The organism is Tanticharoenia sakaeratensis NBRC 103193, from assembly GCF_000963885.1.
Classification (GTDB): domain Bacteria; phylum Pseudomonadota; class Alphaproteobacteria; order Acetobacterales; family Acetobacteraceae; genus Tanticharoenia; species Tanticharoenia sakaeratensis.
This window is the reverse complement of record NZ_BALE01000003.1, coordinates 76,440-92,210: the sequence shown is the minus strand read 5'-3', so window position 1 is coordinate 92,210 and position 15,771 is coordinate 76,440. Positions and strand designations below refer to the sequence as shown.

At 62.4% G+C, this 15,771-nt stretch carries 8 protein-coding genes; 6 read left to right on the top strand and 2 right to left on the bottom strand.

The features are described from left to right. Positions 1-39: 39 nt before the first annotated feature. Complete coding sequence (locus tag B8446_RS01130; RefSeq protein ID WP_048846307.1) at positions 40-1,227, bottom strand: MFS transporter; 1,188 nt, start codon at positions 1,225-1,227, stop codon at positions 40-42. 133 nt (positions 1,228-1,360) lie between these two features. Between B8446_RS01130 and B8446_RS01125 the strand changes: the two genes are divergently transcribed. Beyond that, on the top strand, positions 1,361-3,784 hold the full coding sequence (locus tag B8446_RS01125) for a glycoside hydrolase family 31 protein (RefSeq protein WP_053053596.1): 2,424 nt from the start codon (positions 1,361-1,363) through the stop codon (positions 3,782-3,784). A 10-nt stretch (positions 3,785-3,794) separates the two neighbouring features. Continuing rightward, positions 3,795-4,976 carry a serine hydrolase domain-containing protein gene (locus tag B8446_RS01120; protein WP_053053595.1) on the top strand — a complete coding sequence of 394 codons (1,182 nt, stop codon included), beginning with the start codon at positions 3,795-3,797 and terminating at the stop codon, positions 4,974-4,976. A gap of 52 nt (positions 4,977-5,028) precedes the next feature. Here B8446_RS01120 and glgX read toward each other — a convergent pair whose 3' ends face one another. Next, positions 5,029-7,158, bottom strand: a complete 2,130-nt coding sequence (gene glgX, locus B8446_RS01115; protein WP_048846400.1) for a glycogen debranching protein GlgX — start codon at positions 7,156-7,158, stop codon at positions 5,029-5,031. Positions 7,159-7,346: 188 nt separating this feature from the next. Between glgX and glgA the strand changes: the two genes are divergently transcribed. The 4 genes from glgA to treY all read left to right on the top strand — a co-directional run bounded on the left by glgA (position 7,347) and on the right by treY (position 15,725). Next, positions 7,347-8,981 (top strand): glycogen synthase GlgA, encoded by a 1,635-nt coding sequence (gene glgA, locus B8446_RS01110; RefSeq protein WP_048846305.1) that lies wholly within the window; start codon positions 7,347-7,349, stop codon positions 8,979-8,981. Positions 8,982-9,153: 172 nt separating this feature from the next. Then, positions 9,154-11,319 carry a 1,4-alpha-glucan branching protein GlgB gene (gene glgB / locus B8446_RS01105; protein ID WP_048846397.1) on the top strand — a complete coding sequence of 722 codons (2,166 nt, stop codon included), beginning with the start codon at positions 9,154-9,156 and terminating at the stop codon, positions 11,317-11,319. A gap of 30 nt (positions 11,320-11,349) precedes the next feature. After that, on the top strand, positions 11,350-13,128 hold the full coding sequence (treZ, locus tag B8446_RS01100) for a malto-oligosyltrehalose trehalohydrolase (protein WP_048846303.1): 1,779 nt from the start codon (positions 11,350-11,352) through the stop codon (positions 13,126-13,128). Then, on the top strand, positions 13,125-15,725 hold the full coding sequence (gene treY / locus B8446_RS01095) for a malto-oligosyltrehalose synthase (protein ID WP_048846301.1): 2,601 nt from the start codon (positions 13,125-13,127) through the stop codon (positions 15,723-15,725). The genes treZ and treY overlap by 4 nt, the downstream gene beginning before the upstream one ends. Positions 15,726-15,771: the final 46 nt, after the last annotated feature.

Below are 15,771 nucleotides of genomic sequence, written 5' to 3'. Positions count from 1 at the left end.
CTCCTCGAAATACATAAGTTCGAAACATTACGAACCTAATCACCGGAGTTTGCAAGAGGCTGGCCGCAGCAGGACCGCGCCGAGCAGAACGGCGACCAGCAACGCGGCGAGAAGTGCCAGAGGCTCCGCATAGCTTCCGGTCCGATCACGCAGACTACCGACGATGACAGGCGCCAGTCCCGCGCCCACCGCTTCGATTGCCCCAATACATCCGACAATACGTCCCCGATTCCCGCCGGGGAAGCTGGTCGTCAGGAGAAGCTGCAGAACCACGTAGCTTGCACCCCATCCGGCGCCATAGACGGCCATGGTCAGCGCGAGCCATCCGGCATGACCGGCCTGGGCCTGCAGGGCCAGCGCCACGAGTCCTGCCATCATCAGAACGATGCCCGTTGCATGGACGATCCGGCGATCCATGCGATCGGTCAGGGCACCTGCGGCCAGATGCGCCGCAATGCCGCAGGCGAACATGATCGTCATGAGCGCGCCGATCCGCATGACGGGAAAGCCGAGGTCGTGAACGGCGAGCACCACGATGTTCGTCAGGAGCCCCATCTCGACGAAGAAGCTCGCCGCAGCCACGACGGCGATGGCCCAGAACCGGCCCGAACGCAAGGCAGCGCCAAGGGACGCATCAACATCGTCGCTTACGGATGCCAGACGATATGGCAGGCGGCGATACAGCCACGGCACAAGGGCCAGTGCCCCTATGGCCGCCGCCAGAACCGCCCCTTGCCATCCGAGACGCCCGGCCATGCCCTGCATCAGCGTGATGCCGAAAGCGAGCCCCGCGCTGTTGGCCGCGAGCAGTGCGCCCATGGCGCTCCCGGGACGCTCCCCCGAGACCGTCGTTACGACAAGTGCCGCCGAGAATGCGCCGCACAGCGACAGACACACGCCGAAGAGGACGTGGGCCACATACAGCAGCCACAACGCATGAGCCGCGCCGCCTGCAAATACGGCCATGCCGACCGCCATCGACAGGGCGCCGGCAGCGAAGACCCGGTTCGGACCCAGCCGGTCGAGCGCCCAACCGGCGCCAGGCGATGCGACGGCCAGTGTCAGCAATGTCAGGCTGTCGCCGAGCTTCAGCCCAGCAACCGAGACTTGCAGACCGGCCAGGACGATCGGATCGAATGCCGAGACTCCGATCAGCATCAGCCCGTTGTTGAGAAACAGCATGAGCGCGCACAGCGCGACGCTGCGCCAGTCCGGTTTCATCGGCATGTCGTGACCCGTTTGTTCGTGAGGCGGTCTTCATACCCGGCTGCCTCCGCGCGGTCACGCGTCTTTCATCGGAACCGATGCGTCCTGACGGGTTAAACATAAACCGGTGCGCGGACCGGCGGGGGAGCATGCCATGAGACGTTTCGTCGTCGAATCTGAATCCGGTGCGGGCGTCATCGTCCGGAACGATGACTGCACGCTCGCCCTCGAGATGCCGCGCGCCGACATCCTTCGCGTGCGGATCCTGTGCCATGACGAGACGCCGGTGCCCTCCTGGGTGATCGTGGAGTCCGCGCAGGCGGCGCAGGCAGCGCCCCGCATATCGCAGTCGGATGACGTCGTAACCTGTGCGACCGACTGCCTGATCGCCGAACTGGCTCTCGCTACAGGTGCATTGTCGGTGCGGGATATCAACGGACATCCGATCCTGCTGGATGCGGATGACGCTCCGTTTCACGAGCGTGGTGCGGGCTTTACGATCCGCAAACATCTCACGCCAGAACTTGCTATTTTCGGGTTGGGCGACAAGCCGGGGCGCTTGAACCGACGGGGCCGCAGCTTCGTTAACTGGAATACGGACAGCTACGCATTTCAGGAAGGTCAGGACCCGCTTTACAAGGATATCCCGTTCTTCATCGGCCACGAAAGCGGCCGATCATTCGGTGTGTTTCTCGATAACACGTGGCGGACACGATTCGATTTCGGCAGCGCGGAAGAGGATGTTCTCGAATTTGGAGCAACCGGTGGCCCGATCGATTATTACGTGATGGCGGGGCCGACAGCGGCCGATGTCCTGCAGGCCTACGCGTTCCTGACCGGTACGCCACCCCTGCCGCCGAAATGGGCGCTCGGTTATCAGCAGTCGCGTTATTCCTACAAGACCGCAGACGAAGCGATCGGCATCGCCCGCCGCCTGCGCGAAGAACGCATTCCTGCGGACGTCATGTGGTTCGACCTTCACCTTCTTGACCAGAACAGAAGCTTTACGGTCGACACCAAGGCCTTTCCCGATTTCCCGACTCTCGTGCAGGACCTTCATGGGCTCGGTTTTGCCGCGGTCGTGATTACCGACTTCCAGATCGCACAGGTCGAAGAGGGCTATGCGCCTTACAGAGGCGGGTATGAGCAGGATGCGTTCGTCCGTCGGCAGGACGGCTCGGTCTATGTCGCACAATCCTGGGGTGGACCATCCGTCTTCCCGGATTTTTCCCATGAACCATCCCGACTGTTCTGGGGCGGTCTTTACAGCGGGCTCGTCGAAATCGGCGTGAACGGCTTCTGGAACGACATGAACGAGCCCGCGTTGTTCTCCGACGGCGGCACGTTCGCAAAAGACGTGGTGCACAGGATCGACACATTTGGCGGAATCCGGCAGGGCACGCATGCGGAAATGCATAACGTCTACGGGATGCTGAACGGGCGCGCGACATATGGCGGTTTGCGGAGACTGCGCCCGGAATCGCGTCCTTTCGTCATGATGCGCGCGACCTATGCCGGTGGGCACCGCTATGCCATCACCTGGACCGGCGACAATCTCTCGACCTGGAATCACCTGCGCCTCAGCACGCCGATGCTGCTCAGCCTGGGCCTCGGAGGATTTTCGTTCGCGGCCGTCAATCTCGGCGGGTTCGTCGGTACGCCATCGCCTGAGCTTCTGACGCGCTGGCTTCAGGTCGGGGCGTTCAATCCGATCGCCATCAATCACAGTGACCTCATGACCCCGATGCAGGAACCGTGGGTTCACGGCGAGCCGCATCTGACACGGCGTCGCGCGGCAATCGAGGCGCGCTACCGTCTCATGCCCTACCTCTACACGCTGGCCGAGGAAACGAGCCGGACGGGATTGCCGATGATGCGTCCCTTGTTCGTCGAATTTCCGCAGGCTGCCAGCGGCTATCCGCTCGATCTGGAAGCAGGCTCGCAGTTCATGCTGGGTCGGGCGCTGCTGATCGCGCCCGAGCCCTTCGGCGAAATGCCGGAGAACTATACGGTCATCCTGCCTCCAGGCACATGGTATGATTACTGGACGGGAATACGGCTGGACGAAACGGTCCCGGCGAAACTCACGGGAAACAGCGGAACATCGACGACGCTGGGCGCCGATGATGCGCATGCACCGCGCGCCGTGACCGTCTCTCCCGATCCGGACGTTATCGCGGTCTTTGCCCGCGGCGGCACGATCGTTCCTCATCACGATACGATCCAGCATACCGGAGAACGGCCACAGGGGCCGCTTCGGCTCGACATTTATGCAGCGGCCGAATGCATCGGCACACTCTATGACGACGATGGCATGAGCATCGAACCCGCGGCCATGCTCCGCCTTCACGTGCGGGCGAATTTCGCAGACGGCCACTTCCGCATCGTCATCGCGCCACGGGAAGGCAGTTTCGCACCCTGGTGGACGGAAATTGCGATCACGATCCACGGCCTGTCGACCTTCGGCGGACTGGACGACGGCGGGAACGCCGATTTCGACACCGGGCGACGCCGCCTGAGTCTGATCGTGGCCGACCGGGCCGAAGAAACGGTTATCGAAGGTATGGGAAACCTGTAGACGCTGCGCCATGCGCCGTTTTCTTCCGCTGCTTGCCCTTGCCTTTGTTGCTGCCGCCCCCGGCCGCCCGATCGGCGCCGATGTGCTGTTCTGGACGCAGGCGCAGCGCGATGCCGGTTTCGGTCATATGGATCGCCATTATCCGACGCATGCCGTGCCGCATGGCGCAAGGCCTTACCCGCTGCTTGTCGGCGCACCGCTATCGGTTGCGATTCCGTGGAAAGGCAGCACCCTGTCCCTCGCGCAATTCATGCGCGCGCAGCATACGGCGGGACTTCTCGTTCTTGATCACGGCCGCATCCGCCTCGAGGTTTATGGAAACGGGGCCGGACGGGATACGCGCTGGACCTCGTTTTCGGTTGCGAAATCCGTGACCTCGACATTGGTCGGCGCCGCGATCCGGGACGGAGCGATTTCCGGTCTCGACGAATCCGTTACGGCCATCGTTCCGGAGCTGCGCGGGAGCGCCTATGACGGCGTCACGGTGCGGCAGGTTCTGACCATGACGTCGGGCGTGGCCTGGAACGAGGATTACAGCGATCCGCAATCGGATGTCGCGCGTCTCTTTCTGGAGCCTGCGGCACCGGGGATCGATCCGACGATCGCCTATCTGTGCCGCCTGAAACGCGCGGCACGTCCGGGCACGATCTGGCATTACAACACGGGCGAAACTGGCCTGGCCGGCATTCTGGTCACGCGCGCGACACACAAATCGCTGGCAGCCTATCTGTCCGAAAAGATCTGGCAGCCTTTCGGCATGGCGCAGGAGGCCTATTGGGGCGTGGGACCCGGCGGGCAGGAGCCGGGCGGGTGCTGCCTGTCCGCAACGCTGCGGGATTATGGACGCTTCGGCCTGTTCATGCTGGGCGGCGGCCGTGCAGGCGATCGCAACATTCTGCCTGACGATTGGGTGGCAGATGCCACTCGCGCCACGTCACAGACCGACATGCCGGGGCGTGGATATGGATTTCAATGGTGGACCGAGGCTGGCGGCATCTACGATGCGATCGGCATTTTCGGACAGGCGATTCATATCGATCCGAAACGTCAACTCGTGGTCGTCATGACGAGCGCGTGGCCTTCAGCCATCGGCCCGGACCTGATCGCACAGCGCGGCGCATTGTTCGACGCCGTCGCAGTCGCTCTGGATCACGGGTCCGCCCGCTCCAGGGCAGGCGGACCCGATCGATGAAAAGCGGCTCCATCGTGAACAGCGAAACGAAGCCGTTCTGTAAAAACCGGCCTCAGCGCCGCTTGAGTTCGAACAGCAGCAGCGAGCGGCCGGTCACCGTGTAGATGTGCTGCGGATCGAACAGACGCTCCTCCGCCTTGTCGCCAAGCTGATCGAGGTTCGTGTCGACCAGAAGTCGCCACTGTCCGGCCTCACCTTCCGGCAGCGTGAACTCCACGACGTCATGCCAGCCGTTGAAGACCAGTAAAAGGGTCGCATCTTCGCCGCGGCGACGGATGCCACTCGGCTGGGCGCGACCATCGAGCATCAGGCCGAAGCACTGGCTGCCTTCCCATTCGTCCTGCTGCATCTCGCCGCCATGCGCGCTGATCCAGGTCAGTTCCTTGACGTCGAGCTCCTCGTTGTAGGCTTCGGACAGGAAGCGATTGCGACGAAGCGTCGGGAACCGACGTCGCAGCGCGGTCAGCCGCTTGACGAATGCGATCTGACGCTCGCCCCGTTCCTTGATGTCCCAGTTCAGCCAGGAGATATCGTCATCCTGGCAGTAGGCATTATTATTGCCGTTCTGCGTGCGGCCGAACTCGTCACCCGCCAGGATCATCGGCGTGCCGTTGGACAGGATCAGCGTCGCCAGCATGTTGCGCATCTGGCGTTCACGAATGTCATTGATCGCGGGATCGTCCGTCGGGCCCTCGACCCCGTAATTGCAGGACCGATTGTCGGACGAGCCGTCGCGCCCGTCCTCTCCATTGGCCTCGTTGTGCTTTTCTTCGTAGGTGACGCAGTCGTTCAGCGTGAACCCGTCATGCGCGGTCACGAAATTGACGCTGGCCCAAGGCTGGCGGCCGAGACGATTGAACTTGTCGGGACTTGCAAGCAGGCGCGGCGCGAGTTCGGCGGCCTTTGCCTCCCCGCGCCAGAAATCGCGCACGGTGTCGCGGAAGCGGTCATTCCATTCGGCCCAGCCCGGAGGAAATCCGCCGACCTGATAGCCGCCCGGCCCGCAATCCCAGGGCTCGGCGATGAGCTTGACGTGACTGAGCGTCGGATCCTGCCCGCAGACCTTCAGGAACCCGGACTGGCTATCGAACCCGTCCGGTTCGCGCGCGAGGATCGTCCCCAGGTCGAAGCGGAAACCATCGACCCCCATGTCGTTCACCCAGTAGCGCAGGCTGTCGGCAACAAGCTGCAGGACGCGCGGATGCGACAGGTTGAACGTGTTTCCGGTGCCGGTATCATTGATGTAATAGCGCGGCCGATCCGGCATCAGACGGTAATAGGAGGGGTTGTCGATACCCTTGAACGACAGGGTCGGCCCGAGCTCATTGCCTTCGGCTGTATGATTGTAGACGACATCCATGACGACTTCGAGGCCGGCTTCGTGGATGGCGTCCACCATGAGGCGGAATTCGGCCGATGGGTGGTTCGGGTCCGATGCATACCGGCTTTCCGGCGCGAAAAACCCGATGGTGTTGTAGCCCCAGTAGTTCTCCAGGCCCTTGTCGGACAGATACTGGTCGGTGACGAAGCTGTGGGTCGGCAGGAGCTCGATGGCCGTCACGCCGAGCGACCTTATGTGCCGCAGCAGCTCCGGCGTGGCTAGGCCGGCATAGGTGCCGCGCAGGTTCTCCGGCACGATGGGATGGTTCTTCGTGTAGCCCTTGACGTGCGTCTCGTAGATCACGGTGTGATCCCATGGCCGGGATGCGCGTTCCGACGGGTGCTGCGCCCGCCGCGGCGCGCTGGTCACGATGCACTTGGGCATGAAAGCCGCGCTGTCGGCATCGCTGAAGCTCAGGTCGGCGTCCTTGTGCCCCAGTTGGTATCCGAACAGGGCCGGATCCCAGATCAGCTTGCCGCGATGACCGCGGGCATAGGGATCCAGCAGAAGCTTGTTCGGATTGAACCGATGCCCCTCGTCGGGTTCATATGCGCCATGCACCCGATATCCATAGAGCTGGCCCGGCCGGATGTCCGGAATCCAGCCGTGGAAGATCTGATCGGTATACTCCGGGAGGCGGATACGGTCGGTTTCACGTCCTCCATCGGCATCGAAAAGACAGACATCGACAGCTGTGGCATTGGCTGAGAACAGCGCGAAATTCACGCCCTCCCCGTCCCATGTCGCGCCGCGGATACGCGGTGTGCCTTCCTTGAGTTGACGACGCTGCACAGCGACCATCGGCTCGAAATCCTCATTTTGTCTCAGCCGGCGCAATGCCGACATCGGATCGCATAACGCTGCCGGAACGGCTTTCCGATCGATCACTTGGCGGTGAGCGTGGCGTAAATGTGGCGTAATCCGCGTTAGCCTGACATTCCGCTGGTCGGCACTGCGCCGGGCCAGTTGGGCTTATCGGGACATTCGCCATGAGCGCCATCGCTTTGCACCAGGACGCGCCGCTGGAGCTGTTGTCAGCGGCAGCCGAGATGTACCCGTTCGTCAAGACCGGCGGCCTCGGTGACGTCGTCGGGTCGCTGCCGAAGGCGCTTCGGCCTTACAATATACACGTGACGACGATTGTTCCCGGCTATCCGGCCGTGATGTCCGGAATTACCCGGCGCGAGGCTGTCGGCACCTTCGACGTATTGGGAGAAAGCGTCACTCTCTGGCGCGGCGAGGCACATGGACATGCGCTGCTCGTCGTCGACGCGCCTGCGCTGTTCGACCGGCCCGGCAACCCGTATCTCGGCCCGGACGGCCGGGACTGGTCGGACAATGGCATCCGTTATGCCGTTTTCGCCCGGACTGCCGCGTCCGTGGCGCAGGGACTGGTGCCGGGATATCGTCCCGACGTCATTCAGGCGCATGACTGGCAGGCCGGGCTGATTCCGGCCTATCTCCGTTATGACGGCAAGCCTGCTGCACCCGTCCTGATGACGATCCACAACCTTGCGTTCCAGGGCCTGTTTCCTGCCAGCGAATGCGCCCGCTTCGGCCTGCCGGACCATGCGATGCAGGTCGACGAATGCGAATTCTACGGCCAGGTCGGTTTCCTCAAGGCGGGGCTGCAGCTCTCGAACCAGCTTTCGACCGTATCGCCGACATATGCCGCCGAGATCCAGACGGCAGAGCACGGGATGGGGCTCGATGGCCTGTTGCGCGCACGCGCGGCCGTGCTCCACGGAATTCTCAACGGCATCGACATCGACGAATGGAATCCCGAAGCCGATCCGTCGGTCGTCTTTCCCTATCAGGTCGGTGACGTCGTCGGTCGGCGAGCCAACAAGCGTGTCTTTCAGGCGGAATTCGGCCTGCCGCAGGACCCGGATGCTTTCCTCATCGGCATCGTCAGCCGCCTGACGACCCAGAAAGGCGCCGACCTGCTGGCGGACATCACGCCACGACTCATGACCGAGCGGATCCAGCTCGCCGTCGTCGGCACCGGAGACGCCGAGATCATGCGGTCCTTCATGCGCCTGCAGTCCCGGTTCCCGGCACAGGTCACCTGCCACCTGCGCTACAGCGAGCGTCTGGGCCACCGGCTGCATTCCGCGGTGGATGCATCCCTTGTACCGTCCCGCTTCGAGCCCTGCGGGCTGACCCAGCTTCACGCGCTGCGGTATGGATCGGTGCCGATTGCCGCGCGTGTCGGCGGTCTGTCGGACACGCTGGTGGATGCCAATACGGCTGCCATTTATGAAGGTGTCGCAAACGGCATCCTCTTTTCACCGACGACGCGCGATACGCTCCATCACGCGATCCGCCATGCACAGATGCTGTTCCGCCAGAAAGCCGTCTGGGCACGCCTGCAGCGCAATGGCGGCCTTCATGACGTGTCCTGGCACGGCAAGGCCGCGGTCTATGCGCGCCTGTTCGAGACCATGGCCGGGCGTAGCCCACGGGATGCGGATTTCGACGGCGAAATCGCGCCACGTCGCGCCGATCTTGCAGCTGCGAAACGGATGGCAAGCGTGCAGTCCGTCGCGCGACTGCCGGGGGTTGGTCGCGGCACGACGCGACGTGCGCCGCAGGCATCGTCACGGCGCATTGCAACCGGGTAATACGCGCGCCCGTTAGACGCAGCCCCTTCCCCTCTCCCGACGGCGGGTGCCGATCCCGGCACCCTGAATGCAGGACAATCTCGTGGCGTCCAAAAAGATATCGATCCCTGACGGCGCTGCGGAGACGCAGGCCGCCCCGCTTCCTCCTGCGCGCCGTTCTGACGTCGAGACGATCGATGCACTCCTGCACGGCACCTGTCATGACCCGTTTGCCTTCCTCGGTCGGCACAAGGCGGAGCGGCAGGATATCGTGCGGGTCTTCCAGCCGGATGCGAAAGAGGTCCGTCTGGTCGTGATCCGCCCGCGCGCGGCCCCCATCGAGAAGCCCATGACGCGCATCGATCCGCGCGGCGTCTACGTTGGCGCAATTCCGAATAACTGCCGCTACGAGCTCAAGATTCTCTGGGCGGATGGATGGCAGCATACCCACGATCCGTACAGTTTCGGGCTGCTTCTGGGCGAACTCGACCTTCATCTGTTCCGCGAGGGACGGCATCAATCCCTGCATCGCATCATGGGCGCGCAGGCCATGGAGATCGAGGGCGTCTCGGGCGTGCGTTTTGCCGTCTGGGCGCCGAACGCACGGCGCGTCTCGGTCGTTGGTGACTTCAATATCTGGGATGGCCGCCGCCATCCGATGCGTCTTCGTCACGAAGCCGGCATCTGGGAACTGTTCGTACCCGATATCGGTCCGGGCGAGCGATACAAGTACGAGATCATCGCGTCGCATGGCGGTCTGCTCCCGGGCAAGGCGGATCCTTATGCTCTGGCGGCCGAGCATCCTCCCGCGACCGCATCCGTCGTCGACGACCCGACGCCGTTCGTCTGGAACGATGCGGACTGGCTTGCAACACGCGGCACACGCCAGAACACCACAGCGCCGATCTCGATATATGAGATGAGTGCTGCATCCTGGCGTCGCAGCAACGGCGGCTATCCCACATGGGAGGAGCTGGCGGACGCCCTTATTCCGTATGTTACCAATCTGGGCTTCACGCATATCGAGCTGCTCCCCATCACGGAGTATCCATTCTCGGGATCGTGGGGCTATCAACCGCTCGGCATGTTCGCACCGACGGCCCGGCATGGACACCCGCGTGATTTCGCGCGCTTCGTCGACCGCTGCCATCAGGCCAATCTTGGCGTGATCATGGACTGGGTCCCCGCGCACTTCCCGTCGGACATGCACGGCCTCGCCGCTTTCGACGGCACATGTCTTTATGAACATGCCGATCCGCGCGAAGGATTTCACCAGGACTGGTCGACGCTGATCTACAATTTCGGACGGAACGAAGTCAGCGGCTTTCTGATCGCATCGGCCCTGTGCTGGCTCGAACGGTATCATGTCGATGGTCTGCGCGTTGATGCAGTCGCATCCATGCTTTATCGCGACTACAGCCGCAAGGACGGCGAATGGCTGCCGAACATCCATGGCGGGCGCGAGAATCTGGAAGCCATAGCGTTCCTGCGCGGACTGTCCGACGTCATGCATACGCTTCACCCCGACGTCATGCTGATCGCCGAGGAATCGACAGCCTGGCCTGGGGTTACGAAATCTCCGGATGAAGGCGGCCTCGGGTTCCGGTTCAAATGGAACATGGGCTGGATGCATGACACGCTGCGATATTTCGGGCGCGATCCGATCTATCGCGGCCATCATGCCGGCGATGTCACGTTCGGCATGATCTATGCCTATTCCGAACGCTTCGTGCTGCCGCTGTCGCATGACGAGGTCGTTCATGGGAAAGGCTCGCTGCTGGCCCGGATGCCTGGGGACGACTGGCAGAAACATGCCAATCTGCGCACGCTCTACGGGTTGATGTGGTCCCATCCGGGACGAAAACTCCTGTTCATGGGCCAGGAATTCGCTCAGGCGCGCGAGTGGCGCCACGACCACGAGCTCGACTGGCATCATCTGGATGAGCCGCTCGGCCGCGGCATGCAGTTGCTGATCGGCGATCTGAATGCGGCCTATCGCGGGTTTGCAGCATTGCATCGCTCGGACGACGATTGGCAGGGCTTTCGCTGGATCATTGCCGACGATTCGCAAAACTGCGTTTTCGCGCTTTTACGCAGTGCACCCGATTGCCCGAGCGTGCTCGTCGTCTGCAACATGACGCCTGTCCCGCGTCCTGACTATCGCATCGGTGTGCCTGACAATGGTTTCTGGCACGAATGCATCAATACAGACGGCGCCCGTTACGGCGGGTCCAACGTCGGCAATTTTGGCGGTGCCTCGACAACTCCAGTTGGGGCGCACGGTTTTGAGCAGTCCATCGTGCTGACCCTGCCCCCGTTGTCGACCCTTTATCTCAGCACAAGTTCGCTCGTCGGCTGACCGCCGTGCGAACTCCGGGACATTTTCGCCATGACAGATTTCTTTCGTTTCGACGGACAGTATGGCCCTGTCCCGCTTCCGGACGGGACGACGCGGTTTCGACTGTGGGCTCCGTCGTGCAAACAGGTCACGCTCGAACTGGAGGGCACGGAACCGATGCCCATGCGCGAAGACAGTGCGGGGTGGTTCGAGACCAAGGTGCCGTGCGCGCCTGGCGCGCGATACCGCTACCGTATCTCGGATGACCTTGCAGTCGCCGATCCCGCATCACGCTTTCAGCCCGACGGCGTACACGGACCGTCGGAAGTCGTTGACCAGACGGCTTATGCCTGGAAGACGGGCGACTGGAAAGGCCGCCCTTGGCACGAAGCCATCATCTATGAGCTCCATGTCGGCACCATGGGCGGTTATGCCGGCGTCCAGACGCATTTCGACAGGCTGGCAGCGCTCGGCGTCACCGCCATCGAGTTGATGCCGGTCGCAAGCTTCGGCGGCACGCGCAACTGGGGATATGACGGCGTCCTGCCATACGCGCCACATCCGGCCTATGGCACGCCGGACGAACTGAAGGCGCTGATCGATGCCGCCCATGAACGCGGCATTATGGTTCTGCTCGATGTGGTCTACAACCATTTCGGGCCGGATGGAAATTATCTCGCGTCCTATGCCGATGACTTCTTCGACGACAACGCCAACTCGCCCTGGGGGCGCGGCATAGCGTTCGCAAATCCGGCAGTCGCCGGATATTTTCACGAAAACGTCCTGATGTGGGTGATGGAATTCCGCTTCGACGGCGTGCGCATCGATGCGGCATGGGCCATCAGCGACCGCAACTGGTTCACGGGGCTTCGTCAGAGACTGGATGCAATCTGCGAGCCCGACCGCCATGTTCATCTCATCCTGGAAAATGAGAACAACGACGCTGCCCTGCTCCGAAGCGGCTATGACGCCCAGTGGAACGATGATTTCCACAACGTCATGCATGTCCTTCTAACCGGTGAACACGAAGGCTATTACGGCCAGTATGTCGAAAATCCCACTGCGGGACTTACGACCATTCTGCGCGACGGTTTCCTGTATCAGGGCCAGACGCCGCCCGGGGCGACAAAGCCCAGAGGCCAGAAAAGCGGCGATCTTCCGACAACCTGCTTTGTCAACTTTTTGCAAAATCATGACCAGATCGGCAATCGTGCCTTTGGCGAGCGTCTGATGGATCTGGCCGATCCGGAAGCTCTCCAGGCCGCTTACGCGGCATTACTGCTGAGCCCGTTCATCCCCATGCTTTTCATGGGCGAGGAATGGGGCAGCCATACGCCGTTCCTGTTCTTCACCGACTATCAGGGCGAACTGGGCGATCAGGTTCTGGAAGGCCGGCGCAAGGAATTCTCGAAATTCGAGGCTTTCGAAAATGCCGAGGCCCGCGCCCGGATCGCCAACCCCAATGCATCGTCCACCTTTGATCGCTCGATCCCGGACCAGAACGAGCGCGACACGCCACACGGCAAATCATGGCTTGCCCTGACCAGGACGCTTCTGCAGATCCGAAACGAGCGCATCGTGCCGCTGCTTCCGCAGGCACGCAGCACAGGCGCACACGTCGTGGGTGACAAGGCCGTTTTCGCGACATGGGCACTCGGCAAAACAACATTGTCGCTTGCGCTGAATCTTGGCGATGACACGGTCGGTATTCCGCCGATTGTGCGGGATGATGTCGTGTTCACCACGAGCGAGAGTTCCGCGTGGCAGGAAAAGGGCCAGACACACCTTCCGCCCCGAAGCGCGACCATAGCGCTGGCAGCCCGGTCGTGAGCGCGCGGCTTCGCGCAACCGCGCGCCTGCAGTTCCACAAGGATTTCACCCTCGACGAGGCGATACCGCTCGTCCCCTACTTTTCCGATCTCGGCATTTCCCACATCTATGCTTCGCCCCTTCTCCAGTCGGTGGAAGGGTCCATGCATGGTTATGATACGATCGACTGCGCGCACATCGACCCGGCACGCGGCGGCACGGCCGGGCTGGAACGGCTCGTCACCGCGTTGCGCGCGCGCGACATGGGGCTCATCCTCGATATCGTTCCTAACCATATGGGCGTAGCGGCCGACGGGAATATCTGGTGGGACGACATACTCGCCTACGGGCGGAGAAGCCGCTTCGCAAACTTCTTCGATATAAACTGGGTTCCGCCTGATCCCACGTTACACGGCCGCGTACTGTTGCCGTTCCTGGGCGCGTCGCTTGCAGATACGCTTGCTGCAGGCGAGCTCACGCTCAGGCCGTCGGATACGCATGGCTTTGTCGTTCACGATGGTGGACGGCATTATCCGATTTGCCCGGAACATCATGATGAGATCAGGCACGTGCTGCGGGACGATCCCACGGCATTTGCCCCTGAGACGGAACCGGGCCGGACACGGCTGCTCGCGTTGCTCGACCGACAGCATTATCGGTTGTGCTCCTGGCGATCGGGCAATGCGCTCATCAACTGGCGACGTTTTTTCAATGTGACCAGTCTCGCAGCGCTTCGGATGGAAGACGATGCGGTCTTCGCGGCGGCCCACGCCAAGGTCTTCGAGCTCTATGAACGAGGCCTGATCGACGGAATCAGGGCAGACCACGTGGACGGCCTGACGCAACCCGGCGCGTATTGTCGGAAGCTGCACGATCGACTTGAGGCACTTCGCGCGCGTCGCCCCGACGGACTGCGGGACGCCCCGCCGATTGTCTACGTCGAGAAAATTCTCAACCGGGACGAAGCTCTTCCGGAAGCATGGCCGGTGACCGGAACGACAGGCTATGAGTTTCTGGAAGACGTGTCTCTCGTGCTTCACGATCCGCGGGGGGAAGGGCCTGTCACGACACTGTGGCAGTCCCTTTCACCGCACTCGTTCGAGGCGCTCGAGCATGAAGCGCGCACGGAGATGCTGGACGATTCGTTCCAGGCCGAGCTTGGCCGACTGGTCGGCCTGTGCGCAGAAATCAGCCGCGAAACTGCCTGTGCGAGTGATTTCACGCTGCCCGACATCGAAGCCGGGCTCCGTGCGATCTGTCTTGGTTTTCCGACATACCGAAGCTATTGTGCGGACGTTCCCGACGCTCGCCCTCCTGAGGCCGAACGGGCACTGGCGCGCGCCACAGACGCCGCGCGTGATCGGACGCCATCGCCGCGCCATGCCGTCATTGACTGGCTTCGTTGCCTGCTGGATGGAACACTGGCTGGTCTCGATGCCGGCCGCCATCATGTCATAGCAGCCCAGTTCGAGCATCTGACAGCGCCTCTCGCGGCAAAAGCGGGTGAGGATACGGCGTTTTACAGATACGGCCGCGCGCTGTCGCGCGTCGATGTCGGTGGCGACCCTTCGGTTTTTTCAGCCGATGTGGCGGCATTTCATAAAACCAATATCGCCCGGCGGGCACGCACCCCCGATGGCATGGTGACGACCGCGACTCACGACCACAAGCGCGGCGCGGATACGCGCGCGCGTCTGGCCGTGCTCAGCGAACCGGCCGCTTCCTGGCCCGAGACCGCTCGACAGTGGTTCAGGGAACACGCGTCCCTGCGAACGGGAGGACCAAATCAGGCAGACGCGTTCTGTCTTTATCAGTCCCTGATCGGCGCGTGGCCTGTTAACGGTATTCGCGACGACGTCACACGTGCAGCGCTCCGGGAACGACTTCAGGCTTTTCAGACGAAGGCACTGCGCGAAGCCGCACGTCGAACGACATGGAACGCACCCGACAGCCTGTATGAAGCAGCGTGCGCACGCTTTCTCGACCTGATGATCGATGACGGCCCATATGCGCACGCCATAGAAGCCTATGTCGGGAAAATCGGTGCCGCGGGTGCCCTGAACAGCCTGAGCCAGACGTTGCTTCGTCTCACCGTGCCGGGCGTTCCGGACTTGTATCAGGGCACCGAATTCTGGGACCTGTCGCTGGTGGATCCGGACAATCGCCGCCCGGTCGATTTCGCTGCGCGCCGGGAGATGCTGGCGCGTGACGAAATGCTTGCCGAAGCGGCACGGCATTGGTCCGACGGCGGCGTCCAGCAGCGTCTGATCGCAACCGTCCTGGCTTTCCGGCGCACGCAGCCGGACCTCTTTGCCAGAGGAACATACGAACCTGTCATCGTCGAGGGACCTCTCGCAGAGCACCTGATCGTCTTCCTGCGCCGGAGTGCCACCGTCACCATGCTGGTCGTCGCTCCGCGCCTGACCCTCGGTTTGCAACCGGGTTCCGATCTGACGATATCGGACGCGCGTTTTCACGAAACGCGCCTGCGTCTGCCAGACACGGATCCGGTTTGGCAGAACCTTCTGACATCCGACAACGATGTCGATCTGGCCGACGGTGCCCTTGGCTATTTCGATGGCGCCCTGCCGCTCGCGGTTTTTACACAGCACGCATAAAAAAAGGGCGACACGCGAGAACGTGTCGCCCCAAAAACTATCCGGT

What these genes read in the sequence shown, in the direction of transcription:
- treZ (WP_048846303.1), top strand. Translation starts at nt 11,350, where the DNA reads ATGACAGATTTCTTTCGTTTCGACGGACAGTATGGCCCTGTCCCGCTT.
- glgX (WP_048846400.1), bottom strand. Translation starts at nt 7,158, where the DNA reads ATGGTCGCTGTGCAGCGTCGTCAACTCAAGGAAGGCACACCGCGTATC.
- B8446_RS01120 (WP_053053595.1), top strand. Translation starts at nt 3,795, where the DNA reads ATGCGCCGTTTTCTTCCGCTGCTTGCCCTTGCCTTTGTTGCTGCCGCC.
- B8446_RS01125 (WP_053053596.1), top strand. Translation starts at nt 1,361, where the DNA reads ATGAGACGTTTCGTCGTCGAATCTGAATCCGGTGCGGGCGTCATCGTC.
- B8446_RS01130 (WP_048846307.1), bottom strand. Translation starts at nt 1,227, where the DNA reads ATGCCGATGAAACCGGACTGGCGCAGCGTCGCGCTGTGCGCGCTCATG.
- glgA (WP_048846305.1), top strand. Translation starts at nt 7,347, where the DNA reads ATGAGCGCCATCGCTTTGCACCAGGACGCGCCGCTGGAGCTGTTGTCA.